We start from the raw sequence: 25,033 nt of genomic DNA on the forward strand, positions 1-25,033 counted from the left end.
TTGATCCAGACCGGTCGACGTCCTTTTCCGCTAATGCATTTACCTGGGTGCGCGCGTCAGCTCTGCCGCACTGTGCAACGGCGGCACCGGCCCGCGCAGTAGCAGCAAGGCCAGTACCATGCCGACAAGCGCGGCAACCGCGGCGACCAACATGGCGCTGTCAAAGGCATTGTCCTGCAATTCGCGCAAAGCTTTGGCTAAGACAGAGCTGGTCGACGGGTCCATCCCCGCGATCAATTGCTGGATCTGGCTGGGCGTGCCGTGGGTCAGCGCATGTGCCAGATCCTCGCGCTGGGTTGACCCAGCGGGCAGCGCAGCGATCACCTCGGACAGACCGCGACGAATTGTGATGGACTCGGCCAGTCCACCGACCACCGCTCCAAGGGTGGCTCCGAAATAGAGGCAGGCGTTGATCACGCCTGACCCCTGGCCAACATGTTCTTCGGGTAGAAGACGCAGGCCGAGGCGCGGCAGCAAGGAAAAACAGATGCCCATACCGACGCCGACAATCAAAAGCTTCCACCAAATCTCGGCATATTGGGTGGAATTGTTGGTTGTCATCAGCAACAGGAACCCGCAGGCCATCGCCCCCAGGCCAATTGTAACGGGCCACCGGAAACTGTAGGGCGCCAAAAAGCGGGGCGCGGTCACCGAGATGACGAACATGCTGAGGCTGAGCGGCATGATCGCTAACCCTGCCCCGATAGAGCTGTATCTGAAGGCGTCCGGCGACTGCACGAAGGTGTTGAAATATACAAAGAAGCAGAACAGCGTGAAACCGGTAACAAACATGCCCGCCGCTGCCATAAAGTAACGCGGATGGCGAAAGTATCGCAGTTCAACCAGCGGATCTGAGCTGCGGCGTGAGACAATCACCAGTACGACGGTCGCCATTGCCGCGATGGCCAACGGCACCAACGTAAGCGGCGTGGCCCATCCACCGCTTTCCCCATTGCTGAGCGCAAAGGAAAGTGGCCCGAGGAACAACAGGATGGCAACTGCACCCGGATAGTCAAATTTCGCCCCGGCAAGGCGGGTGTCGGGTATGTATTTCCGTCTGCTGACGAGCAGTCCGATGGCGAAAGCCACCGCCAGCAGCACCAGGTCGGCCGCAAAAACCGCTCGCCAACTGACATAGTGGCCAAAGGCCCCGCCGACGATAGGCCCGACACCGATGGCCAGACCAACGATCGCGCCCCAGGCCCCGGTGACACTGGCGCGTTGTTCTTCGGGCGTAGCGGCGGTCAACAAAGACAACGAAGTGCCGAACAGCGCTGCTGCCCCTGCCCCCTGCGCACCACGACCAATCAGCAGCATCACCCCATCCTGAGCAAACAGCGCCAAGGCCGACCCGATCGCAAAGACGATCATACCAAAGAAAAATACGCCCATCTTTCCGGTAATGTCGCCCAGACGGCTGACGATGGTGACAAGCGTCGCGCTGGCTACGGAATAAGTTGCCATCACCCATTGCAGCCCGGACGGGGTCAGGTCGAACTCGGCCTTCAGGTTGGGCAGGATGGTGGTCACGGCGGTGGTATTAAACCCCACGACCATCATACAGATCGCCGTCATCGCCAGCACCACGCGGGCACGAGCCTGCGGGGTGACTTGTTCCGAGGTCTTGTCAGTCATCAACGCCCCTTAAATTGTAGGTCTTTAATCCAATTTATCAGCAGTTTAGCAGTTTTTTTCGCTTCGCATAGGGTGCGCGTCAGATCCAGTAGGACAGCGCAACCGGTAGAACAACAATCGTGGTCAGTGTCGAAACCAAAATGAATCCGGCCACATCCGGGCCGTATTCCGGCATGTGCTGATCAATGAACAGGTAGGTCGCAACCGAAGATGGCATCAGACAACACAGGATAAACGCGCCGCGTTCAGCCCCGGTAAAGCCAAACGCCCAGACCAGCGCGCTTGAGATCGCAACCGCCATAACCAGATGCAGCAGGGTCAGCACCACCGCCAGACCCAGACGTTTGATCCGCAAAGTCGCCAGTGTATGGCCCAGCGTCAGCAACATCAGCGGAATCGACAGGCCTCCGAGAATGTCGAAGGACTTGGCGATAGGTTGCGGCAGGCTGTACCCGGTCGCCATTAAAATCAGCGAAAGGGTCACAGCGTAGATGATCGGCGAGGTGGCAATTTTACGGGGCGAGAATTCTCCGGCCGGAATCCACATGCCGATGGTGAAGATACTGATCAGCACGACGACAACGCACCCCATCGCATAGGCCATACCTGCGTCCCCCAACGCCAGCAGCGTGATCGGCAAACCGATATTGCCCACATTGCTGTGCATCAGCGGTGTCAGAAATGCGCGTACCGGCAGGCGCATTGCCTTGAGGGCGACGAACCCCAGCACTCCGAATCCGGCGATGGCCAGTGCAGCGGCGGCCATTACATCCAGAAAAGTACCAATAGCGATACTGGTAGCGGACAGATGCGAGATGATCAGCGTCGGATACCCCACCCGCGACACGATCCCCCCGATCACCTTATTGTCGAACGGCGCTTTGATCAGGGCCAGACAATATCCGATTCCGGCGCAGATCAGGACGGGTAGGACCACGTTCAGAACGTTCAGAAACAGATGATCCACCGGTCGCCCCTATCGCAATTCTTTGCGTCTGACACTGAAACAGGGCACCGCTTTTGACAAGCACACAGCTTAACCCTATTCCACGTCATAGTTTTCCAATTTAGAGCCTGAAATCACCGATTGAGGTTCTTCCCATCTCGGTTTCCACAACATATAGTGGTCCGCAACAACGTGTGCGAAGCACGGCGGGACATGGGAATACAGGCATGGCACATATCATCGTAGTCGGAAACGAGAAGGGCGGCGCAGGCAAATCGACCGTGTCGATGCATGTGGCCACCGCACTGGCACGGCTGGGTCACAAAGTCAGCACCCTGGACCTGGATCTGAGACAGCGCAGCCTGGGGCGGTATTTCGAAAATCGCGGCAAATTCATGAACGGGTCCGAGGTCCCCTTGCCCAGCCCGCGCCACCATGACCTGCCCGAGATCGACGCCTCCAAGCTGAAACCCGGTGAGAATATCTATGACCACCGCCTGTCCGCCGCCGTTTCTGAACTGGAAAGCGACAGCGATTTTATCCTGATCGACTGCCCCGGCTCGCATACCCGCCTCAGTCAGGTTGCGCATTCGCTGGCCGACACGCTGATCACACCGCTGAACGACAGCTTCATCGACTTTGACCTGTTGGCACGGATCGATTCAAAGGGCGAGAAAATCCTTGGACCCTCGGTCTATTCCGAAATGGTCTGGAACGCGCGGCAATTGCGGGCGCAGGCCGGGCTCAAGCCTATCGACTGGGTGGTCGTGCGCAACCGCGTCGGTACACAGCGTATGGTCAACAAGGAAAAGATGCAGCGCGCGATCGAAATGCTGTCCCAGCGCATCGGCTTCCGCGTCGCATCAGGCTTTTCCGAGCGGGTAATCTTTCGCGAGTTGTTCCCGCGTGGCCTGACACTGTTGGACCTCAAGGATATCGGGGTCAAACAGCTGAACATCTCGAACATCGCAGCCCGGCAGGAACTGCGCGACATGATGAAGGAATTGAACCTGCCTGGGGTCGAGATCGACTTTTAGAAGTTGTTCTGACAAGGCTGCATAACCAAGCAGCCATACTCCACCCTTGCTCTTGCGCTGCCCCTGACGCAAACTTGTTTGCGGAGGAGGCATGTCATGACATCCAAGACCGCTGGTTCCACGCCACCTGACAAACTGACGCAGCAGCAGCAGGCTATGCCCAAAGTCAACAAAGTAACCGCCGGTGATATCACTGCGTCGCTGAAGGCCGGGTTTTCCGACTTTTTAGCCCGTCCCTTAATGAGCGGTTTCTTCGGCCTCTTCTATGCCGTTTTCGGAATCCTGTTTGTTTGGGGATTGGTCTGGCTCGGCAAGATTTGGATGATCATTCCCGCCATTGTAGGCTTTCCACTGGTCGCGCCGTTTGCCGCAGCCGGGCTTTATGAAATGTCCCGTCGGTTGCAAAAAGGGGAAAGCTTCGGCTGGTCTGAAATCCTCACCGTCATGGCCAATCAACGCAAGCGTGAACTGGGCTGGATGGCCTTCGTCACTCTGTTCATTTTCTGGGTGTGGGTTTACCAGGTGCGGCTTTGGCTGGCGATTATCCTGCAGAATGCATCCTTCTCGGATTTTGACGGGTTCTTGAACACAGTCTTCTTCACGCCGCAGGGCTGGACTTTTCTGGCTGTTGGCACCTGCGTAGGCGGCTTTCTGTCTGCTGTGCTGTTCTCGGTGACCGTCATCGCCATGCCCATGCTGCTGGACCGGGAAACCAATTTCGTTTCTGCCATGATAACGTCCATTCGCGTCGTCACGGAAAACCCGGTGGTCATGCTTAGTTGGGCGGCGATCATTTCGGTCACCATGCTGTTGTCGATGGTTCCGGCTTTTCTAGGCTTAATCTTCACTCTGCCGATCCTTGGCCACACCACCTGGCACCTGTATCAGCGGGCCGTTTCACCGGCAGAGAGCTAATCAATCCAGCCAGTTAAATGCCCCGACTAGGCCTCGGCGGCATTGTAGACCGTAAACAACTCTTTCGGCTCGGACACACCGCGCAACATGTAACGCCCAACTGAGATCAGGTCCTGACCGCAAAGCTGAGCCGCGCGGGCCACATCATCCGAGATCAGAATTCTCTGCCCCAGCGACCGGTGCATCCCGGCGATCCGTGCGGTCTGGTTTACTGCTGGCCCGATAACAGTGAAATCCAACCGGGTCTCGGACCCGATATTGCCATACAGAATCTCGCCCGCATGCAGGGCCAGAGTAAAGTTGGCCACTGGCAAACCGTTTGCCTTACGGCGGGCGTTCAGGGCCTCCATCCGCTGCTGCAACATCGGTACAGCCTTCAGCGCGGCGCGCGCGTCTTCGTCGATCTCGCCGACGTCGAACATCGCCATCAGCCCATCGCCCATGAATTTCAGAATATTGCCGTCATTGTCGTGAACGACACCAACGGCTACAGCCAGATAGTCATTCAGCATGTCGATGATTTCAGCACCCGGAAGCTCTTCGGAAAGGCTGGTGAATCCTTCCAGGTCAAAATTCCACATCACCGCATCGATCTGCTGCAGTGATCCCCGCCGGATTTCACCAGACAGCACCCGCCGTCCCGCATCGCGACCCAGATAGACCCGCATCAAATCCTTGGAAACACGCGCACTTGCAGCAGATTTCAGCGCCAACCCCAGATGGGGCAAGGCTGTGTGGATCAATTCCAGATCTTTGTCCTCGAACCCCTTGGGGGCGTTCGATGTCCAAGACAACAGCACCCCGTCCACCGCCTTTTTGGCGTCTTTCGGAGCGTTATGGGTGGGAACGTCAAAATTAACACCGGTGGCGTAATAGTCGGTCGCACCAATCTGACGCAGGTCGTTTAACAAGGGAAAACGGCTGGGCTCATTTTGATCGACCAGGCGTTCGCGGATCTCGTCTATCTCATTGTTCAAGATCGCAAACAAAGGGCTTTGCTGCCATTGTTCGCTGGGTTGCTCGGAATACTCAAAGGTCTCGGATTCTCCGCCTCTGCCCTCGTACCAGCTGAACCCGGTCCCGCCGTAAACGGGATGCAAGGCCGACTGCGCGGCGTGAAAACGCATTAGCGGCACGCCAAGTTCCAAAAGTTTGTTGCAATAGCCATCCAGCAGCTCTTCTTTCGCTGCCCCTTCCAGGCCGCGTGTAACCAACCAGTCAATAAGATCATTGGATTTTGCCGTTTCGGCAGTCAGGGTCGTCATTTTTATATTATTCCAGTGTCCGCTCTGGTTGTCATCTGGGGACCAGGGGCCGCGATTACCAGTGCTCAATCCATATGTGCCAGCCGCCGCAGCATATTGCGCAACAGCACGACTTCATCTGGGTTAAATTGGGCCGTCAGTTTTGCGTCATATTGCTCGGCAATACCGCTTAGCTCGCGATAGACGGATTGCCCCATGTGGGTCAACATCAGGTTTTCGACCCTGCGGTCTGTTTCACTGCGATTGCGCACTAGATACCGGCGGGACTCTAACCTGTGTACTGCGCGGCTGATCTTAGTTTTGTGCAATCGGGCGCGTTCGCCGATCTCTTTGGCTGTCATCTCTCCATAATTGCCCAGATGAAACAGAACCCGCCATTCGGTGCGCAGCATACCGTAACGATCCTTGTAGATCTGCTGGAACTCTAACGAGATTTCCTCGGCCGCGCGGTTCAGCAGATAGGGCAGGAAATCTTGCAGATCAAAGCCATCATTTTCGCTGAATTGATCATCTGTCATGCTTGTTAGTTACAAAAACAACTATTATTCCTCAAGCAGCAAATGGAGGAACACAGGATGAACCATCCGACTGATCCGCACAAAATGACCCAGGCCAGCACGCCCGTGGGCACCCATGCAGGCTATATGCCTGGCTTTGGAAATGACTTTGAAACCGAGGCCTTGCCCGGCGCGTTACCGCAGGGAATGAACAGCCCGCAGCGCTGTAATTATGGCCTTTATGGCGAACAGCTTAGCGGAACAGCCTTTACCGCCAACCCGCCCGAGCGGACGTGGTGTTACCGCATCCAGCCCTCGGTCAAGCATTCGCATCGCTACGAGAAGATCGACCTGCCCTATTGGAAATCCGCGCCTTGCGTTGATCCGGATGTGATCAGCTTGGGCCAGTATCGCTGGGATGCAGTGCCTCATTCCGATCAGGGGCTGACCTGGTTGACGGGCATGCGCACTATGACCACGGCGGGCGATGTGAACACGCAGGTGGGCATGGCCAGCCATATTTATCTGGTTACCGAGTCGATGGAGGATGCTTACTTCTTCTCAGCCGATTCCGAGCTGCTGGTGGTGCCGCAGGAAGGCCGCCTGCGCTTTGCCACCGAGCTGGGGATCATCGATCTGGAACCCAAAGAGATTGCCATCATCCCGCGCGGACTGGTCTATCGCGTCGAGGTACTGGAAGGCCCCGCACGTGGCTTTGTCTGCGAGAATTACGGTCAGAAATTCGAGATGCCCGGTCGTGGCCCGATCGGCGCCAATTGCATGGCCAATCCGCGAGACTTCAAAGCGCCAGTGGCGGCGTTTGAAGACCGCGAGGTGCCCTCGACCGTGACCGTCAAATGGTGCGGGCAGTTCCACACCACGAAGATCGACCAAAGCCCGCTGGATGTGGTCGCGTGGCACGGCAATTACGCGCCCTACAAATATGACCTGCGCACCTATTGCCCCGTCGGCGCGATCCTGTTTGATCACCCCGACCCTTCGATCTTTACTGTGCTGACTGCGCCCTCGGGGCAGCCGGGCACAGCCAATATCGACTTTGTCCTGTTCCGCGAACGCTGGATGGTGGCCGAGGATACGTTCCGCCCACCGTGGTATCACAAGAACATCATGTCCGAGCTGATGGGCAACATCTACGGTCAGTATGACGCCAAACCGCAGGGCTTTGTTCCCGGCGGGATGAGCCTGCATAACATGATGCTGCCGCACGGGCCGGATCGCGAGGCGTTCGAAAAGGCCTCGAATGCCAACCTGGGCCCCGACAAGCTGGACAACACCATGTCCTTCATGTTCGAGACCCGCTTTCCACAACATCTGACGCCTTTTGCCGCCAACGAGGCCCCCTTGCAGGACGATTACATTGACTGCTGGACCTCTCTTGAGAAAAAGTTCGACGGAACCCCTGGCAAAAAGTGAGGCTGAGATGAGCTTTGATATCTGGATCACCTATGTCGTCACCGTCTTGCTGCTGATGAGCACACCCGGCCCCAGCCAATTGCTGATGCTGTCCAATTCCGCAACCAATGGCCTGAAACGCGGCGTGTTCACGGCAGCCGGAGACCTGACGGCCAATCTGTTGCAAATGCTCGCTGCGGGGCTTGGTCTGGCCGCGATCATTGCGGCATCGGGCACAGCGCTGGCGGTGATCAAATGGCTGGGCGTGGCCTATCTGGTGTTCCTTGGGGTGAAGATGATCGTAAAGGCGGACCACAAGACCACGCAGACCGCGCCGCGCGCCAGCCGCAAGGCGCTTTGGATGCAGGGTTTCATCACCTCGGCCGCCAACCCCAAGGCTGTGGTGTTCTTCGCGGCTCTGTTCCCGCTGTTCATGGACGGCGCGCTGCCATTCTGGCCGCAATTCGCAATCCTCTCTGCCACCTATCTGACCATCGACGGGCTGTTTCTGACTGCCTATGGCGGCAGCGCCAGCTGGCTGGCTGCGCGGCTCAAGGGTGCAGCGCGGTTGTGGCTGGACCGGGCTGGGGGCGGGTTCATGATAGTGGCCGCGCTTTTGCTGGGGCTAAAATCCTTGCGCGACGCGCAATAGATCAGACAAACAAGGATCACAGATGCCTTTGATGAAATCCTGGGTGGCCTCGGCCAATGACGCGGCCCACCCTTTTCCACTGAACAACCTGCCCTATGGCGTGTTTTCGACCGGGGGCGACGAGCCCCGCTGTGGTGTCGCCATCGGAGACTTGATCCTGGATGTCACCACGGCTGAAGCCGAGGGTTTGATCGACCTGTCCGATGAGCCACTGTTTGACCTGCCCTTTTGGAACCCGCTGATGGAGCAAGGCCCCGCCGTCTGGGCTGCCCTGCGCGATCGGTTGACAGATTTGCTGACCGAAGGGTCGGAAGAGCAAGACAAGGTCGAACCCCTGCTTATCGCGCAGTCAGAGGCTGAAATGCACATGCCGTTTGCCGTCAGCGAATACACCGATTTCTACGCGGGACGGCATCACGCCCAGAATGTCGGAACCATGTTCCGCGGCCCGGAAAACGCGCTGCCGCCGAACTGGCTACACATCCCGATCGGTTATAACGGCCGGGCGTCGTCAGTTGTTGTCTCGGGTACGGACATTCGCCGCCCCTGGGGTCAGCTGAAAGGGCCGAATGACGACACGCCCCGCTTTGCCCCCTCGGCACGGTTCGATATCGAGCTTGAGATGGGCGCCATCGTCGGCACCCCGTCGGAGGGTCCGATCTCGGTGCAGGAGGCGGATGACAACATCTTTGGCTACGTCCTGCTGAACGACTGGTCCGCGCGTGATATCCAGGCCTGGGAATACCAGCCTCTCGGCCCGTTTCAGGCCAAGGCCACGGCCACTTCGATCAGCCCGTGGATCATCACCAAAGCGGCGTTGGAGCCGTTCCGCTGCGACACTCCGGAACGTGAGGTCGAACTGCTGGATCACCTGAAAGATTGCGGCCCGATGCTGTATGATATCGATCTGGAAATCTCAATGGCGCCCAATGGCAAGGCCGCCACAACCATCGCGCGGACCAATTACAAGGAAATGTACTATTCAGCCGCGCAGCAACTGGCGCATCACACCACATCCGGCTGCCCGATGAACACCGGCGATCTGCTGGGGTCTGGCACCATTTCGGGTCCAACTAAGCCCGAACGCGGCTCACTGCTGGAGCTAAGCTGGGGAGGAAAGGAACCCCTGACACTGGACAGCGGTGAATCCCGCAGTTTCATCGAAGATGGCGACACGTTAGAGTTGAAGGGCGCTGCCAAAGGTGACGGTTACACGATTGGCTTCGGCAATTGCACCGGAACCGTTCTCGCCGCGCTCGACACCCCATATGCACGATGAAACGTGCCCAAACGTGATTGGATCAAACGTGACCCTGAAAACTCTTGTTGCTTCTCTGATACTGGCCATCGGGTTCAGCCATTCGGCCTTGGCCGCCGATAATCAAGCCTTAGCCGAGGAATATGTGAAGTTGCCGGATGTGCAATTGATGATGGACAACATGTTCTCACCCGAAGGTATGGCAGCGCAGGTTGCGGCCACTCTTCCGCCGGGCGTTACTGTGACGGAGGATCAGTTGCAGCGTATTGGTGTTGTGATGTCTGGCGCGATGCAAAGCCTGCGTCCGAAATTGGAACAGCAGATGATCGACAGCAGCGCTGACTTGTTCTCGGCCGAAGAACTGTCTGCATTGATCGATTTCTACGGATCAGAGCATGGCAGCGCCATCATGGGCAAAATGCAGCCGTTCATGCAGCAAACCATGGGAGCCCTGTCCGCTGACATGCAGCGCGTGACGTTACAAGTCACACCTGAGTTGGCAAAGATCCTGCAGGAAACAAACTGATGACAAAGGCCTTCGCCTCGCAATCGGATCTTTCTGAGAAGGCGATCTCGTTCACCGAAATTGGCGAGGGCCTATATGCCTTTACAGCGCAGGGCGATCCAAATTCCGGCGTAATCATCGGCGACGACAGCGTGATGATTATCGAAGCACAAGCCACACCGCAGCTGGCACGCAAGGTGATCGACTGCGTGCGTTCGGTCACGGATAAGCCGATTACACATTTGGCGCTGACGCATTATCATGCGGTCCGTGTACTGGGCGCCAGTGCCTACGAGGCGCAGCAGATCATCATGTCGGACAAGGCCCGCGCTATGGTTGCCGAACGCGGGCAAGAGGATTGGGATAGCGAGTTTCAGCGCTTTCCCCGCCTGTTTGAAGGGCACGAAAGCATTCCCGGCCTGACATGGCCCACGACTTCATTTCGGGACAGGATGACTGTTTATCTGGGCAATCGCAGGGTCGACCTCATGCACCTGGGTCGCGCCCACACTGCCGGGGACATCGTGATTCATGTGCCAGACCAGAACGTGATGTTCACTGGCGACATCGTCGAATATCATTCCGCCTGCTACTGCGGTGACGGGCATTTCCGCGACTGGGGCGGTACGCTGGACGCAATCAAGGCGTTTGATCTGAATGCCATCGCCCCGGGGCGCGGAGATGCGCTGATCGGCGCAGACATGGTGAACGCAGCGATTGAAAGCACCCGCGACTTCGTCAACAGCACCTACCGACCGGCGGCACGGGTCGCTGCGTGTGGCGGCACCTTAAAACAGGCCTGGGAAGCTGTGCGCGCTGAATGCGACCCCAAATTCGCCGACTATGCGATCTATGAACACTGTTTGCCCTTCAACGTCGCGCGCGCCTATGACGAGGCACGCGGCATTGACACGCCACGCATCTGGACCGCCCAGCGCGACCTTGAGATGTGGTCGGATCTGCAAAGTTAAGGACATTCCGTCGCATTTGATCCAGATCGTTTTGCGTCGGAAAAATCAATGAAAGCATTGGGCAAGGTCTCGGGCGTGGCCGCGTCAGAGGACAAGAGATTTGCGTCTTGCGCGCATATGTATCGGGGGAGAACCCATGAACAAGATTTTCGAAGTCCCACTTTACGCCTACGAACGCAGCCCGGATCAGGACGCTGCCATCGCCATCCGGCACAAGGTCATTGTGGTCGGTGCCGGGCCGGTCGGGCTGGTCACTGCGATAGATCTGGCCCAGCAAGGTGTCCCGGTCGTGGTGTTGGATGACAATGACAAGGTCAGCTTCGGCAGCCGGGCCATCTGCTTTTCGCAACGTACACTGGATATTGCTGACCGTCTGGGCGCGGGTAGCCCTATGGTGGACAAGGGCGTGCAGTGGAATGTCGGCAAGGTCTATTTCGACAATCGCCAGGTCTATGAGTTCAATCTGCAACCCGACACGGGTTTTGGAAACCCGGCCTTCATCAATCTTCAGCAATACTATTTCGAAAATGCTCTGGTCGACCGTGTGCGGCAATTGCAGGCTTCGGGCGCGCCCATCGAAATCCGTGGGCGCAACAAGGTCGAGGCCATCGGCACCCATGACACCCACGTGGTGCTTGAGGTCGAAACCCCCGAGGGGCCCTATAACGTCGAAGCCGAGTGGCTGATTGCCTGCGACGGTGCCAGCTCTCCGACCCGTCGCATGCTGGGGCTGGATTTCGATGGCCGCGTCTTCGAAGACAACTTCCTGATCGCCGACGTGGTGATGGAAGCCGATCTCCCAACCGAGCGCTGGTTCTGGTTCGATCCGCCGTTCAATCGCGGGCAGTCGGCTCTGTTGCACAAGCAGCCCGACAATGTCTGGCGCATTGACCTGCAATTGGGTTGGGACATCGACAAAGAGCGCGAAAAACGCCCCGAGAATGTCATCCCCCGCCTCAAAGCGATGCTGGGCGAGGATGTGGATTTCGATCTGGAATGGGTATCGGTGTATACGTTCCAATGCCGCCGGATGGAGCGGTTCCGCCATGGGCGCGTTCTGTTTGCCGGGGACAGCGCCCATCAGGTCAGCCCGTTTGGGGCACTTGGGGCAAACACAGGAATTCAGGACGCTGATAACCTGTGCTGGAAATTGAAACTGGTTCTGGACGGCAAAGCGCCCGAGCTTTTGCTGGACAGCTATAGCCGCGAGCGAGTGCAGGCAGCGGATGAGAATATCACGAAATCCAGCCGCTCGACCGACTTCATCACGCCGAAGTCCCAGATGTCGCGACTGTTGCGAGACGCGGTTCTGGACCTCAGCGAACATTTCCAATTTGCCCGCCCTCTGGTCAATTCCGGACGGTTGAGCACGCCCTGCGCCTATCAGGGGTCTTCGCTCAGCTCAGCCGATGCACTGGACGGCCCGGATATCACGCGACCGGGCTCGGCCTGCCCGGATGCGCCGCTGGGCGATGAATTCTTGTTGCCAAAATTGGCAGGCAAGTTCACCCTGTTGACCATTGACGCCGACGCCCCCGAGCGGATCGAAGAAGACGGGGTTGAAGCCACCCGGCTTGCGTTGTCGGTCAAGGATGACCTGACGCTGGAACTCAAGCGTCGGTATCTGGGCGATGCCGCCAGCGCGGTCTATCTGATCCGCCCCGACCAGCATGTTGCCGCGCGGCGTGACAGCTACGAAGAAAACGCATTCCGGCAGGCGATCCGCCGGGCCACCGGCAAGGAGTAAGAAAATGACTGATCTGATCCTCACCCCCAATCTCGACAATGCCGATGATTTCTATGCCGGACTGCTGGCCGCCCATGACGGGTTGGACAAATCCGCAAGCGACGCGCTGAACGCGCGTCTGGTTCTGGTTTTGGCGAACCATATCGGGGACTCCGACGTGCTGAACCAGGCAGTCGAAGCCGCGGCCCTAAGAGAGACCTGAAACAATGGGCGAAGTGGTTCTTTTTGATTTCTGGCGCTCATCGGCCAGCTACCGGGTGCGCATCGCGCTGAATTTGGCGGGAATTGCCTATCGCCCTGTCTTTGTTGATCTAAAGGCCGGGGACCAGAAGTCACAAGACCATCTTGCGCGTAACCCGCAGGGGCTGGTTCCGGTGCTGGATATTGACGGGCTGCGATTGACGCAATCTTTGGCAATCATCGACTATCTGGATCAAAGCCGGGGGTTGGGCTTATTGCCTGCCGAGCCTGCATTGCGCGCCAAGGCAACGGCGCTGGCACACTCCATCGCGGTGGACATCCACCCGGTCTGCAACCTGTCGGTGGCGCAATATGCCACAACGCTGAGCAACGGTGCAGAAGGGATGCCGGGCGATTGGATGCGCCACTTCATCCGACCCGGCCTGCTGGCGTTTGAAACGCTGCTGGCGGGATTTGACCAGACACCCTATTGCACGGGCAGCAGCCCAGGGCTGGCCGATCTATGCTTGATGCCGCAACTCTATAATGCGCGGCGCTGGCAGGTTGATTTGTCAGACCTGCCCCGCATCCTTGCGGTCGAGGCCGCTTGTGCCGACCATCCCGCCTTTGCCGCGGCACATCCGGGTGCGAATGCCCCTACTTAACCCGGCGCACAGGGTATGTGTGCCGATGAGGATAGGAATGACTGCAAGTTCGGCCTAGGTTTTCTGTGAAACAGATGGATGAGGTCACCATGCCCGAGATCACCGGCTATCACGCCCATGTCTATTTTGACGCGGACACAGTGGATGCCGCACGACGGGTTTGCGAAGTAGCGGCACGGCTGTTTTCTATTGATATGGGTCGCGTGCATGAACGCAATGTCGGCCCTCACCCACGCTGGAGCTGCCAGCTGGCCTTTGCACCGGACGCGTTCGATCAGGTCATTCCCTGGCTGATGCTGAACCGGCAGGGCCTGACCATCTTCACCCACCCCGAAACCGGACAGCACCTCGAGGATCATCGGGACCGGGCCATCTGGATGGGTGAGATGCTTGAGCTGAACCTTTCGATCTTTGACAAGATGGGCGCTTAGGTCAGCGTACGCGCCTGATCCCTCAGCACGAACTTCTGAACTTTCCCAGTTGAGGTTTTGGGCAAGGTTCCGAACACCACTGTCTTAGGCGCTTTGAAATGGGCCATGTTATCCCGGCAGAATGCGATCAACTCCGCCTCGGTCGCGGTGGCGTCAGGTTTTAGCTCGACAAAGGCGCAGGGGGTTTCCCCCCATTTTTCGTCCGGTCGCGCCACAACTGCGGCCTCCATCACTGCTGGGTGTTTGTACAGGATGCCTTCGACCTCGACCGACGAGATATTCTCGCCCCCTGAAATGATGATGTCCTTGGACCGATCCTTAAGCGCGATATAGCCGTCGGGATACATCACCCCCAGATCGCCCGAAGCAAACCAACCGCCGTTAAAGGCTTTGTCCGTTGCCTCGGGATTTTTCAGATAGCCCTTCATCACCACGTTGCCCTGCATGAAAATCTCACCCATGGTTTCGCCATCGGCAGGTACAGGTTCTAGCGTTTCAGGGTCGGCCACCATCAGGCCCGACAGGGCCGAATAGCGCACCCCCTGCCGCACCTTCAGCGCAGCGCGTTCCTGTGCATCCTTGGTGTTCCATTCGTCTTTCCAGGCGCAGACCACCGATGGGCCATAGGTCTCGGTCAGACCATATACATGGGTCACCTCGACCCCCATGGCCTCCATCCCTTCAATCACGGCGGCAGGGGGCGGAGCACCCGCTGTCATCACCTTGATCTGATGATTAAAGTCTTTCAGTTCATCCGGCGCATGGGCCAGCATATTCAGCACAATCGGCGCGCCACAGAAATGCGTAACCTTCTCATCCCTGAAGGCTGCATAGATCGGCTCGGCCCGCACCGCGCGCAGACAGACCGAAACGCCCGCATTGGCCGCCATCGCCCATGGAAAACACCAGCCATTGCAATGGAACATCGGCAAGGTCCACAGATAGACCGCGTGTTTCGGCATATCCCAATCCAACAAGTCCGACTGTGCGTTCAGCGCCGCGCCCCGATGGTGATAAACCACGCCTTTCGGATTGCCCGTTGTCCCGGACGTGTAATTCAGCGTGATCGCGTCCCATTCGTCTTTGGGCAAGGACCACTCAAATTCCGGATCGCTGTCTGCCAGCAAGGCGTCATAGGTCAGGTTGCCCAACTTTTCTCCGCCCTCAAAACTGGCGTCTTCGATATCAATGACCAGCAGGTCGTGGTCGACCTGTTTCAGCGCCTCTTTCACCACACCCGAAAATTCGGGATCGACCAGCAGCACCTTGGATTCCGCGTGATTAAGGATGAAGGCAATGATCGCCGCATCCAAACGCGTGTTGATCGCGTTCAAAACGGCACCGGCCATGGGCACGCCAAAATGTGCCTCGTACATTTCAGGGATATTGGCGGCAATAATCGACACAGTGTCGCCCTGCCCTATTCCACGTGCGACCAATGCGCCCGCCAGACGGCGGCATCGGGCATAGGTCTCGGCCCAGCTATACCGGCGATCACCATACACAACCGAGGGGTAATCAGGGTAAACCTGCGCTGTGCGCTCGAGAAAGCTCAACGGGGACAACGGCACATAGTTGGCCCGGCATTTGTCCAGATGACGCTCGTAAATTTGTGTGGCTCCCATCCGCTGATCCTCCCAATCGCGATTTGCGCGAATTGAGCACAAAGTTGAGCCCCTGACAAACCCGTAAAAATACGTCTCAGGAATGGACTGGCAATACGGGATGGTGCAATCTGGCCCTATCTCCGACAGGCCATTCAAGGTGATCTGAGCCATCGAAAACATCTGCCGGTTCGGGATAGCCCCTGCAATCCGTGCAACGAGCTTTATTGAAAGGACATGTCATGGACGGCACGTTCAACGAAAACGATCTTTCCCGCGTAGTCGAAGCCGACCGCGCCCACATCTGGCATCACCTGATCCAGCATAAACCCTTTGAAACCAATGACCCACGCATCATTGTCGAAGGCAAGGGCATGCGCGTTTGGGATCAAAAGGGCAAAGAGCATCTGGACGCCGTGTCCGGTGGAGTTTGGACCGTCAACGTTGGCTATGGCCGCGAATCAATCTGTAAGGCGGTCTACGAACAGCTGATGAAGCTGTGCTATTTCGCCAATACCGCAGGTTCGATCCCCGGTTCGATTTTTGCCGAAATGCTGATCGACAAAATGCCGGGCATGAGCCGGGTGTACTACACCAACTCGGGCTCTGAGGCGAACGAGAAGGCCTTCAAGATGGTCCGTCAGATCGCGCATAAGCGCTATGGCGGTAAAAAGACCAAAATCCTGTACCGCGACCGTGACTATCACGGCTCGACCCTGGCGACCATGTCGGCAGGCGGTCAGGACGAGCGCAACGCCCAGTACGGCCCCTTCGCGCCCGATTTCGTGCGCGTGCCCCACTGCATGGAGTACCGCAAGCACGAGCTGGACGGCGCGCCCGAAGAAAACTTTGGCGTCTGGGCCGCAGATCAGATCGAAGAGGTCATCCTGCGCGAAGGTCCCGACACCGTTGGCGCCCTGTGCCTTGAGCCGGTAACCGCAGGCGGCGGCGTGATCGAAGCGCCCGAAGGCTATTGGCAGCGCGTGCAGGAAATCTGCAAGAAGTACGACGTGCTGCTGCATATCGACGAAGTGGTCTGCGGCGTTGGCCGGACCGGCACTTGGTTCGGCTATCAGCAATACGGCATCAAGCCGGACTTCGTGACCATGGCCAAAGGCGTTGCCTCGGGCTATGCGGCGATTGCCTGCATGGTCACCACCGAGGAAGTCTTTGACATGTTCAAGGACGATGCCGCTGATCCGATGAGCTATTTCCGCGACATCTCGACCTTTGGTGGCTGCACCGCCGGCCCGGCAGCTGCGGTTGAAAACATGCGCATCATTCAAGACGAAAACCTGCTGGGCAACTGCGCCGACATGGGTGACCGTATGATGGGCAACCTGCAGGCGCTGATGGAAAAGCACAAGGTCATCGGCGATGTGCGTGGCAAGGGCCTGTTCCTGGGTGCCGAGCTGGTCGCAGACCGTTCAACCAAAGAGCCGATGGACGAGAAAAAGGTTCAGGCCGTTGTGGCTGATTGTATGGCGCAAGGCGTCATCATCGGTGCCACCAACCGCTCGATCCCCAGCCGCAACAACACGCTGTGCTTCTCGCCCGCGCTGATCGCAACGGCAGATGACATCGACCAGATCACCGACGCCGTCGACGGCGCGCTTGGTCGTGTGTTCGGCTAAGTCGCTGCACAAAGCTTATGAAAACCGGCGCTTTCGGCGCCGGTTTTTTTGTTTCTAAACCATGGTTTGCCAATTTCCAGAACTCGGGTAGCCTGATGGCACCCTTTGCAGGAGATCGCCCCATGACACTCAACCTTTTCCGCAGCGTTGCCGCCGCCCTTGTGCTAGCCCTTGCAGCCCCCGCCAGTGCCGAAGACGGCAGCGGCTTCCCTCAGATCGTCGGTACATGGCATGGCACCTATCTGGTGGCCTTCGCCAAATCGAACCCCAACCACGAGAAGGGCCTGCTGCAGACCGAGATGGAGTTGGAAGTCACCAAATTGGACGGCAACCTTATCACTGCCACCAACCGCTGGCGGCGCATCGGTGACACCGAATGGATCGTCGAGGAAGCAATGGGCACCTTCAGCCTGGATGACCCCACCCGGTTCGTATTGGCTGAGGCCGGGATATCGGGGGATGACGTCTCGGCTGGGATTTTCAACGGTGTCTATCTGGATGACGTGATCATGGTCACCTATGCGGGACCGGGAGCCGGCGTGGCCTTTGCAGCGCAGTTGGTGAAGAAGGATAGCAACAATTAGGTGATGCTTATTTGCGATTGCCCCGCATATCGCCATGTAACACCAAATATCTGGGTCCATCGTTGAACGCCCTGGGCCTTCTGGGGCTCAGAACCCAAATTGCGTGCCATACGAGACAAAGCGGCCACTTGCGCGATGCCCAACAGCCTCGACTCTTTCATTGCTGCATTTGCCAAATTGACAGCTTTTAGACTAGCCTCCGTTGTATTTTGACAAATGGTTAATCGAGATGGCTATGAAAAGAACGTCGTTGTTAATTGCTTTTGCTTATCTATTTTGTGCTTCGTGCCTCAGCGCGGAAATAAGTTGGAAGTATGGGGCGGTTTCTCACAATAAACTTCCTCCGCCACAGATTTCGAAGTCCCTTGTGCGTTTGGATGTTCCCCATATCCGTCAGGGGCTCAATCTTTGTGTGCCGACTTCTGCCGCTATGGTTATGAGTTACTTTGGCAACGCCGCTGACCCAAGAGAACTCAAAGCTTTAGCTGAGGGTTACAAGCCAGAAAGTCGAAGAAATGCGGACTTTACCTATTGGCGTGACATGAACCATGCGCTTCAAAGTCTCGGGTATAATTGGAAAATACGCGATTATCCCAAAACTAACTCGGGTTTTGCGTCTGGGCTTAAGCAGATTAAACGAAACTTGGAGAAGGGATTGCCAGTATTGATAGATGTTCATCAAGACGCGGGTCATACCTTTGTTTTGATAGGCTTTGACGACGCGAAACAGGTCGTCTTTGTTCGAGACCCCAATCTTCCGGGAAACCAATCTCGCATTATAAGCTACGCTTCGTTGCGCGAAAACTGGCACAATCACCGATTTGGACATTCGCGCAGCGCATTTTTTGCCTATCCGAAGAAATAGCGCGGAGAATTTCAAAGCAGCGCGTTTTGTGTTCCAATTAAGTATCGCACTTGTGTGGGCTTGCAAAAAAGGCCGCCCCAAAGGGACGGCCTTTCATTCACTGTCTCTTTTCAGAGGATCAGGCAGTCAGAGCGGCCTGAGCTTTGGCGACGATCGCGCCGAACGCTTCCGGTTCGTGCACGGCCAGGTCGGCCAGAACTTTGCGGTCCACTTCGATACCGGCCAGGTTCAGGCCGTTGATGAAGCGGGAATATGTCAGTGCTTCGTCATGCGAACGCACAGCAGCGTTGATCCGCTGGATCCACAGCGCGCGGAAGTTGCGCTTGCGGTTCTTACGGTCGCGGGTTGCGTACTGGTTGGCCTTGTCGACGGCCTGACGGGCAACCTTGAAGGTGCTTTTGCGGCGGCCATAGTAACCTTTGGCTGCCTTGATAACCTTCTTGTGACGGGCGTGAGTTACGGTTCCACCTTTAACGCGGGACATCTGTTAATCTCCTCTTAGCGGTCGTAGGGCATGTAGCCCTTGACGATCTTGGCGTCGGGGGCGGACAGGGTGGTGTTGCCACGGGCGTCGCGGATGAACTTCTTGGTCCGCTTGATCATGCCGTGACGTTTGCCGGCCTGGCCAGCAAGGACTTTACCGGTCGCAGTCACCTTAAAGCGCTTCTTGGCGCTCGACTTTGTCTTCATCTTAGGCATTTCCGTCTCCTTTCGGGGTTCGGTACTTGACGCGACTCGGCATGCCACATTGGCCGGTCACGCGATCAGAAGCGCCGTTTACGCAAGTTCTTCCATACTGGCAAGGGGGTTTTGACCAGAATCTGCGCTTTTCGCAGGGTGGTCAGGCACCGGGGCAGCGTTGGCCGCCCCGGTGGAGTGATTTTAGTGCTCGAATTTGCGGATTTCGCCGCTTTTCAGGCGGGCTGCATAGCTGGCCAGCTCTTCGCGCACCACTTTCATCAGGAAGTAGAGCGCAAAGACGTTCACAACCGCCATTGCAAAGATCGCCGCATCCGAGAAGTCGATGACCGGACCAAGGTTGGCCGCCGCACCGATGACAACGAAGATGCAGAAGATGACCTTGAACACCAGCTCTTTGGTGTGTCCTTCGCCGAACAGATAAGTCCAGGCCTTGAGGCCATAATAGGACCAACTGATCATGGTAGAGAAGGCAAACAGAACCACCGCGATCGCCAGAACATAGGGGAACCAGCTGAACGCACTGCCAAACGCCGCAGACGTCAGGCTGACACCCGAATTACCGTCAACGGTGGCAATAGCCGAACCATCTTCGGTCAGCATGTAAAGGCCGGTTTCCGGGTCGATGATCAGCTGCTGAGTGATGATGATCACCAGTGCAGTCATTGTACAGATCACGACCGTATCGATGAACGGCTCAAGCAGCGACACGAAGCCCTCGGTGATCGGCTCTTTGGTCCGCACGGCCGAGTGGGCAATCGCCGCAGAACCAACGCCCGCCTCGTTCGAGAACGCCGCACGGCGGAAGCCCTGGATCAGCGCCCCAACCATACCGCCTGCGATGCCGAGGCCAGTGAAGGCACCCGCAAAAATCTGGCCGAAGGCCCAGCCGATCTGGTCTGCGTGCATGATGATGATCACTAGTGCTGCCGCCACGTACATAACACCCATGAACGGCACGACCTTTTCGGTGACGCGCGCGATTGATTTCAGGCCGCCCACGATCACTGCAAACACGATACCGGCAAAGACCAGGCCTGTAATCCAGCCCGGATAATCCCCGACAATGCCTGCAATCTGTTGGTGCGCCTGATTGGCCTGGAACATGTTGCCCCCGCCCAGCGCGCCAAGAATACAGAAGATCGAAAACAGAACAGCCAGTATCTTACCGCCCGGCAAGCCCAGCTCACTGAACCCTTTGGACATGTAATACATCGGGCCACCGGAAACGGTGCCGTCGTCGTATTCGTTGCGGTATTTCACGCCCAGCGTACACTCAGTGAATTTCGACGCCATGCCCAGCAGGCCCGCGACGATCATCCAGAACGTGGCGCCCGGCCCGCCGATCCCGACGGCCACCGCCACACCAGCGATGTTGCCCAAACCGACCGTTCCTGAAAGCGCCGTGGCCAACGCCTGAAAGTGGCTGACCTCACCCGCATCGTTGGGATCGGAATAGTCGCCTTTCACAAGGCTGATCGCGTGACTAAAGAACCGCAGCTGCACAAAGGCAAAATACAGCGTGAACACTGTGGCCGCGACGACCAGCCAACCCACGATCCAAGGGAAGCTAGTGCCCGGAAACGGGGCAAAGATAAAGCTAACGAACGGCCCGGTGAAATCAGCAAAGGCTTGGTTGATCTTGTCGTCCAGACCCGGCGCCTCTTGGGCTAAAGCGGGGCTGGCGAACAGGGCAGCCGCTGTGGCAAAGCCCAGTTTTTTAAGCATATTCATTCTCGTCCCTCCGCTCAGTTCACAACGGTGACCGGTACATCGGCATGCATGACCAGATTCTGGGTCGAGCTGCCAAAGAGCCGTTTCTTGAACCCATCCGCCGAGGCGCGCCCGACGACGATCTGGGTACCACCGTTTTCGACTGTGATCGCGTTCAGCGTTTCAGCCACGTCACCATGGCGTACAATGCCATGGGCCGTAAAACCGGCCGCGTTCAAAGCTTCCACCGCAGGGGTGACGATCCGTGTCGAGGCCAATTCGACCTCTTCCTCGCGCCGCTTATGGCGCAGGGCATTTTCTTCAGGTGTTTGAAAAGTAAATGGGGACCATTCGATTACATAAACCACAAGCAACTCGCATGAACCGATGCGCCCTGCCAAATCCTTGGCAAAAGCGATCGCGCGCTCCCCGGTCTCTGTCCCGTCCAGTCCAATGACAATTTTTGTTGTCATGTCGGTTCTCCAATTTTTTTTCGTTGGGTCGAGGCCCGTGCCCTCGACAAGACAGCCAAACTTGGAACACATTGACGCAGCTGTCTTCAGATAAGTATCAGGAATAATCACTAGGAATTGGGGATTATTTTAGTCTATATTCAGTGAAAAATGTCGTCTTGCGCTAAAATTTCAGGGATTTTTACTGATCGATAGAGAATTGGACAAAATAGACCAACGCATACTGCAAGAGCTGGAAATCAACGGAAGGTTGTCAATCGTCGATCTTGCGGCACGTGTCAACCTGACCAATACTCCCTGTTCCGAGCGGGTCAAGCGCTTAGAAAAAAACGGGTACATCAAAGGCTATTGTGCCATCGTCGATAAAGAGCGAATGGGGCTAGCTTTGGTCACCGTTGTGCAGGTTTCACTGGCCGCGACGGCTGAGCAATCTCTTGGTAGGTTCAATGACGCTGTCCGCAATATTCCAGAAATTGAAAGCTGCTTAATGGTGGCAGGATCGTTTGATTATCTCCTGACAGTCCGCACGCGGGATATCACGCACTTCCGCGATATCCTCGGTGAGAAAATAAATAAGCTGCCTGGAATTCACCAGACCAGCTCATTTACTGTAATGGAGATCGTAAAAAGCCCTGTCGCTTGACAAGTGACCTGTCTGCCATGAGGCAGCATGCACGTTGACGCAAGTTCATCAGCCCGGATCTGTGTTGTAAATCAAACGTTCGTCACAGGGCGCAATACGCAGGATATTAGTGGTTCCGGGTACGTTGAACGGCACCCCAGCGGTGACCACAATCTGATCGGTCTCGGTAGCAAACCCAGCAGCGCGGGCCGTTCGAGCAGCATTGACAACGGCACCCTTAAAGCGCTCAAGCTCGGGCGTCATCACGCAATGGCAGCCCCAGCTCAGGCACAGGCGCCGTGCGGTTCCGGTGGCGGGCGTCATGGCGATGATCGGCACACCGGGACGTTCCCGCGCGGTCAACAGCGCCGTTGTGCCGCTTTGGGTAAAGCAACAAATGGCCTTGATGTCTGTCTTTTCAGCAATCTCACGCGCAGCTGCCACGATCCCGTCAGCAATTGTGGTGCCCTTTGCGGTGCGCGAGGCGGCGATGATCTGGGTGTAGGTCGGATCGGCCTCGACCTCGATAGCGACCTTGTTCATGGTTTGCACGGCCTCTATCGGATACGACCCCGCCGCTGATTCAGCGCTGAGCATGATGGCATCTGTGCCTTCATAAATCGCTGTCGCGACGTCCGAAACCTCGGCTCGCGTTGGCATCGGGCTTTCGATCATACTCTCCAACATCTGAGTGGCCACGATCACCGGCTTAGCCGCCGCGCGGCACCGCCTGACCAGCCGTTTCTGGATCGGCGGTACGGCTGAAACCGGCAATTCGACCCCCAGGTCGCCGCGGGCCACCATGATCCCGTCCGAGGCATCGAGGATTTCGTCAAATGCCTCAACTGCCGCAGGTTTTTCGATCTTGGACAGGATTGAGGCCCGGCCATCAGCCAGTGCCCGGGCCTCAAAGACGTCCTTGGCGCGCTGAACAAAGCTCAACCCCAGCCAGTCAACGCCCAATTTACAGACAAACTCCAGATCATCGCGATCTTTTTCAGACAGCGCGGCCAACGGAAGAACCACATCGGGGACGTTCACACCTTTCCGGTTCGATATCGTGCCTCCGACCTCCACCGTGCAATTGGCGAATTCTTTGCCACAATCCTGAACGATCAGGCGGATTTTGCCGTCATTGACCAACAGCCGCGCGCCCGGTTCAAGTGCGGCGAAAATCTCGGGATGCGGCAGACAAACGCGGCCTCTGTCCCCCGGAGTAGCGTCAAGGTCCAGACGGAAGGCTGCGCCCTCTTCCAGTTCTTCGGCGTCATTGGCGAACTCACCCACGCGCAGTTTGGGCCCTTGCAGGTCAGCCAGAATCGCAATCGGGCTTTCCAGATCCTTTTCCACCTGTCGGATGATCCGGTGACGTTCGCGAATCTCATCATGACTGCCGTGGCTCATGTTCAGACGAAACACATCTGCCCCGGCCTCGTGCAGCGCACGGATGGTGTCATAATCATTGGACGCCGGTCCCAGCGTCGCCACGATTTTTACATTCCTCAGGCGTCGCATTGGTATTTCTCTCCTCACGTCTTCTGTCTGAATCGCACAAATGTTACCGCAAACATTGCATCAGGCTGCTTATTGCGCAATTCCCTTTCCGAAGCAACTGCCCTACACCTGCGGCAAACTAGATGACAGGCTTATGACGTATTCCCCGTTTTTTATCCACGGCGCTGATCGCCCCTCGCGCTGGCTGATCACATGTGACCACGCAACCAACACGGTGCCCCCCGAAATCAACGGCGGAGACCTCGGCCTGCCGCGCGAGGATATGGAGCGTCACATCGCCTATGACGTGGGCGCGTATGAGGTGTCAAAGCATTTGGGAGAGATCCTGAACGCGCCAGTTATTGCCGCCAATTTCTCACGTCTGGTGATTGATCCCAACCGGGGTGAGGATGACCCCACCCTGCTGATGAAGCTGTATGACGGTTCAATCATCCCCGGCAACCGCCACGCAGACGCGTCTGAGCGTGAACGGCGTTTGAACATGTGCTACCGCCCCTATCACGAGGCGCTGGAACGTATGGCGGGCCTGCCGCATGCGGTGATCGTGTCGATGCATTCCTTCACCCGCCAACTGCGTGGCCGCGACCCACGCCCATGGCAAATCGGGGTGCTGCACACTCCGGATGAACGGTTCTCGCGCCCGTTGATCGACCGTCTTGAGGCCGAAGCAGACCTGTGTGTTGGTGTCAACGAGCCCTATACTGGCGTGCTGCCCGGTGACGCAATTGATCGGCACTGCACAACGCATGGCCGCCCTAACACCTTGATCGAGCTGCGTAATGATCTGATCGCGGACAATGCCGGACAGCGTGAATGGGCAGAGCGTTTGGCCATAATCCTGCAGGACGCTTTGAGCGAAAGCGGTCTTTGACGTCAGGTCAAATAAGGTCGATTCCGGGTCTCACGTTATTGTGAGGGTATCCCGAGCCCCCATATATTAAGGGAAAGGAGACGACCATGACTCAGGAATTCCTGACGACCGTCTTCGGCTGGATGACGGTCCTTAACCTCGCCCTTCTGGTGTTCACTACTCTGATGATTGTTGTTTCACAGGACTGGGCTGCCAAGATACACGGCCGGATGTTCCAGATGGAGCCTGGCGATGCGAAAAGGGCCTATTTCCGGTATCTGGCCAACTACAAGATACTGACCATCGTATTCTGCCTGATGCCGTGGCTGGCCCTGAAGCTGGCTTAAAACCGAAATC

The 25,033-nt window shown here is 57.2% G+C and carries 27 protein-coding genes; 17 read left to right on the forward strand and 10 right to left on the reverse strand.

Going from position 1 to position 25,033, the window contains the following annotated elements; genetic code table 11:
- Window positions 1–39 precede the first annotated feature (39 nt).
- Both ACR0M2_RS09265 and ACR0M2_RS09270 read right to left on the reverse strand, forming a co-directional pair.
- Window positions 40–1,635, reverse strand: coding sequence for an MFS transporter (locus ACR0M2_RS09265; RefSeq protein ID WP_480663188.1), 1,596 nt, complete (start codon window positions 1,633–1,635; stop codon window positions 40–42).
- 79 nt (window positions 1,636–1,714) lie between these two features.
- The gene (locus ACR0M2_RS09270; protein WP_480704739.1) at window positions 1,715–2,602 is read right to left on the reverse strand and encodes an AEC family transporter; all 888 of its coding nucleotides are present in this window, start codon (window positions 2,600–2,602) and stop codon (window positions 1,715–1,717) included.
- 206 nt (window positions 2,603–2,808) lie between these two features.
- Here ACR0M2_RS09270 and ACR0M2_RS09275 point away from each other — a divergent pair, with 206 nt between their 5' ends.
- Together ACR0M2_RS09275 and ACR0M2_RS09280 are read left to right on the forward strand one after the other, a co-directional pair.
- The gene (locus ACR0M2_RS09275; protein ID WP_170350312.1) at window positions 2,809–3,618 is read left to right on the forward strand and encodes a division plane positioning ATPase MipZ; all 810 of its coding nucleotides are present in this window, start codon (window positions 2,809–2,811) and stop codon (window positions 3,616–3,618) included.
- A 96-nt stretch (window positions 3,619–3,714) separates the two neighbouring features.
- Window positions 3,715–4,533, forward strand: coding sequence for a DUF2189 domain-containing protein (locus ACR0M2_RS09280; protein WP_480704741.1), 819 nt, complete (start codon window positions 3,715–3,717; stop codon window positions 4,531–4,533).
- A 26-nt stretch (window positions 4,534–4,559) separates the two neighbouring features.
- On the opposite strand, the gene ACR0M2_RS09285 is transcribed toward ACR0M2_RS09280, so the two are convergent.
- Both ACR0M2_RS09285 and ACR0M2_RS09290 read right to left on the reverse strand, forming a co-directional pair.
- Complete coding sequence (locus tag ACR0M2_RS09285) at window positions 4,560–5,798, reverse strand: adenylate/guanylate cyclase domain-containing protein (protein WP_480704743.1); 1,239 nt, start codon at window positions 5,796–5,798, stop codon at window positions 4,560–4,562.
- 65 nt (window positions 5,799–5,863) lie between these two features.
- Entirely contained in the window at window positions 5,864–6,316 is a 453-nt protein-coding gene (locus tag ACR0M2_RS09290; protein WP_170359952.1) for a MarR family winged helix-turn-helix transcriptional regulator, read from the reverse strand.
- A 57-nt stretch (window positions 6,317–6,373) separates the two neighbouring features.
- Here ACR0M2_RS09290 and hmgA point away from each other — a divergent pair, with 57 nt between their 5' ends.
- The 9 genes from hmgA (at window position 6,374) to ACR0M2_RS09335 (ending at window position 14,117) form a co-directional block, all read left to right on the forward strand.
- The gene (hmgA, locus tag ACR0M2_RS09295) at window positions 6,374–7,729 is read left to right on the forward strand and encodes a homogentisate 1,2-dioxygenase (RefSeq protein WP_480704745.1); all 1,356 of its coding nucleotides are present in this window, start codon (window positions 6,374–6,376) and stop codon (window positions 7,727–7,729) included.
- Window positions 7,730–7,736: 7 nt separating this feature from the next.
- On the forward strand, window positions 7,737–8,360 hold the full coding sequence (locus tag ACR0M2_RS09300) for a LysE family translocator (protein WP_170411422.1): 624 nt from the start codon (window positions 7,737–7,739) through the stop codon (window positions 8,358–8,360).
- A gap of 22 nt (window positions 8,361–8,382) precedes the next feature.
- Window positions 8,383–9,639: a fumarylacetoacetase gene (fahA, locus tag ACR0M2_RS09305; protein WP_170411425.1), complete on the forward strand. Its 1,257-nt coding sequence runs from the start codon at window positions 8,383–8,385 to the stop codon at window positions 9,637–9,639.
- A 28-nt stretch (window positions 9,640–9,667) separates the two neighbouring features.
- On the forward strand, window positions 9,668–10,144 hold the full coding sequence (locus ACR0M2_RS09310) for a DUF2059 domain-containing protein (RefSeq protein WP_170359943.1): 477 nt from the start codon (window positions 9,668–9,670) through the stop codon (window positions 10,142–10,144).
- On the forward strand, window positions 10,144–11,094 hold the full coding sequence (locus ACR0M2_RS09315; RefSeq protein ID WP_480704747.1) for an MBL fold metallo-hydrolase: 951 nt from the start codon (window positions 10,144–10,146) through the stop codon (window positions 11,092–11,094). Before ACR0M2_RS09310 ends, ACR0M2_RS09315 begins: the two co-directional genes overlap by 1 nt.
- A gap of 136 nt (window positions 11,095–11,230) precedes the next feature.
- Window positions 11,231–12,841, forward strand: coding sequence for an FAD-dependent oxidoreductase (locus ACR0M2_RS09320; protein ID WP_480704749.1), 1,611 nt, complete (start codon window positions 11,231–11,233; stop codon window positions 12,839–12,841).
- A 4-nt stretch (window positions 12,842–12,845) separates the two neighbouring features.
- Entirely contained in the window at window positions 12,846–13,043 is a 198-nt protein-coding gene (locus tag ACR0M2_RS09325) for a DUF2783 domain-containing protein (protein WP_170350302.1), read from the forward strand.
- A gap of 4 nt (window positions 13,044–13,047) precedes the next feature.
- Window positions 13,048–13,686 carry a maleylacetoacetate isomerase gene (maiA, locus tag ACR0M2_RS09330; RefSeq protein WP_480704751.1) on the forward strand — a complete coding sequence of 213 codons (639 nt, stop codon included), beginning with the start codon at window positions 13,048–13,050 and terminating at the stop codon, window positions 13,684–13,686.
- A gap of 89 nt (window positions 13,687–13,775) precedes the next feature.
- Complete coding sequence (locus ACR0M2_RS09335) at window positions 13,776–14,117, forward strand: DOPA 4,5-dioxygenase family protein (protein ID WP_480704753.1); 342 nt, start codon at window positions 13,776–13,778, stop codon at window positions 14,115–14,117.
- On the opposite strand, the gene ACR0M2_RS09340 is transcribed toward ACR0M2_RS09335, so the two are convergent.
- Complete coding sequence (locus tag ACR0M2_RS09340) at window positions 14,114–15,742, reverse strand: acyl-CoA synthetase (RefSeq protein ID WP_480704755.1); 1,629 nt, start codon at window positions 15,740–15,742, stop codon at window positions 14,114–14,116. The genes ACR0M2_RS09335 and ACR0M2_RS09340 overlap by 4 nt on opposite strands.
- A 221-nt stretch (window positions 15,743–15,963) precedes the next feature.
- Here ACR0M2_RS09340 and ACR0M2_RS09345 point away from each other — a divergent pair, with 221 nt between their 5' ends.
- From ACR0M2_RS09345 to ACR0M2_RS09355, 3 genes are all read left to right on the forward strand, one after another.
- A complete protein-coding gene (locus ACR0M2_RS09345; protein WP_170350299.1) occupies window positions 15,964–17,355 on the forward strand; it encodes an aminotransferase family protein in 1,392 nt (463 codons plus the stop codon).
- Between the two features lie 122 nt (window positions 17,356–17,477).
- Window positions 17,478–17,939, forward strand: coding sequence for a hypothetical protein (locus ACR0M2_RS09350; protein ID WP_480704757.1), 462 nt, complete (start codon window positions 17,478–17,480; stop codon window positions 17,937–17,939).
- A 235-nt stretch (window positions 17,940–18,174) separates the two neighbouring features.
- The gene (locus ACR0M2_RS09355; protein WP_170359927.1) at window positions 18,175–18,804 is read left to right on the forward strand and encodes a C39 family peptidase; all 630 of its coding nucleotides are present in this window, start codon (window positions 18,175–18,177) and stop codon (window positions 18,802–18,804) included.
- Window positions 18,805–18,922: 118 nt separating this feature from the next.
- On the opposite strand, the gene rplT is transcribed toward ACR0M2_RS09355, so the two are convergent.
- From rplT to ACR0M2_RS09375, 4 genes are all read right to left on the reverse strand, one after another.
- Window positions 18,923–19,288 (reverse strand): 50S ribosomal protein L20, encoded by a 366-nt coding sequence (rplT, locus tag ACR0M2_RS09360; RefSeq protein ID WP_152457001.1) that lies wholly within the window; start codon window positions 19,286–19,288, stop codon window positions 18,923–18,925.
- 14 nt (window positions 19,289–19,302) lie between these two features.
- Window positions 19,303–19,503 (reverse strand): 50S ribosomal protein L35, encoded by a 201-nt coding sequence (rpmI, locus tag ACR0M2_RS09365; protein ID WP_010443552.1) that lies wholly within the window; start codon window positions 19,501–19,503, stop codon window positions 19,303–19,305.
- A gap of 183 nt (window positions 19,504–19,686) precedes the next feature.
- Window positions 19,687–21,237, reverse strand: coding sequence for an alanine/glycine:cation symporter family protein (locus ACR0M2_RS09370; RefSeq protein ID WP_170350296.1), 1,551 nt, complete (start codon window positions 21,235–21,237; stop codon window positions 19,687–19,689).
- A 14-nt stretch (window positions 21,238–21,251) separates the two neighbouring features.
- Window positions 21,252–21,689, reverse strand: coding sequence for a universal stress protein (locus ACR0M2_RS09375; protein WP_170359925.1), 438 nt, complete (start codon window positions 21,687–21,689; stop codon window positions 21,252–21,254).
- A 199-nt stretch (window positions 21,690–21,888) separates the two neighbouring features.
- On the opposite strand from ACR0M2_RS09375, the gene ACR0M2_RS09380 reads away from it, so the two are divergent.
- Window positions 21,889–22,332: an Lrp/AsnC family transcriptional regulator gene (locus tag ACR0M2_RS09380; RefSeq protein ID WP_174818870.1), complete on the forward strand. Its 444-nt coding sequence runs from the start codon at window positions 21,889–21,891 to the stop codon at window positions 22,330–22,332.
- A 48-nt stretch (window positions 22,333–22,380) separates the two neighbouring features.
- Here ACR0M2_RS09380 and pyk read toward each other — a convergent pair whose 3' ends face one another.
- Window positions 22,381–23,826: a pyruvate kinase gene (gene pyk / locus ACR0M2_RS09385; RefSeq protein ID WP_480704759.1), complete on the reverse strand. Its 1,446-nt coding sequence runs from the start codon at window positions 23,824–23,826 to the stop codon at window positions 22,381–22,383.
- A gap of 133 nt (window positions 23,827–23,959) precedes the next feature.
- Between pyk and ACR0M2_RS09390 the strand changes: the two genes are divergently transcribed.
- Together ACR0M2_RS09390 and ACR0M2_RS09395 are read left to right on the forward strand one after the other, a co-directional pair.
- Window positions 23,960–24,697, forward strand: coding sequence for an N-formylglutamate amidohydrolase (locus ACR0M2_RS09390; protein ID WP_480704761.1), 738 nt, complete (start codon window positions 23,960–23,962; stop codon window positions 24,695–24,697).
- Window positions 24,698–24,783: 86 nt separating this feature from the next.
- Window positions 24,784–25,023 carry a DUF6868 family protein gene (locus tag ACR0M2_RS09395; RefSeq protein ID WP_170359919.1) on the forward strand — a complete coding sequence of 80 codons (240 nt, stop codon included), beginning with the start codon at window positions 24,784–24,786 and terminating at the stop codon, window positions 25,021–25,023.
- The last annotated feature ends 10 nt before the right edge of the window (window positions 25,024–25,033 follow it).

The sequence above is a fragment of the Ruegeria sp. BE10 genome (assembly GCF_056538905.1).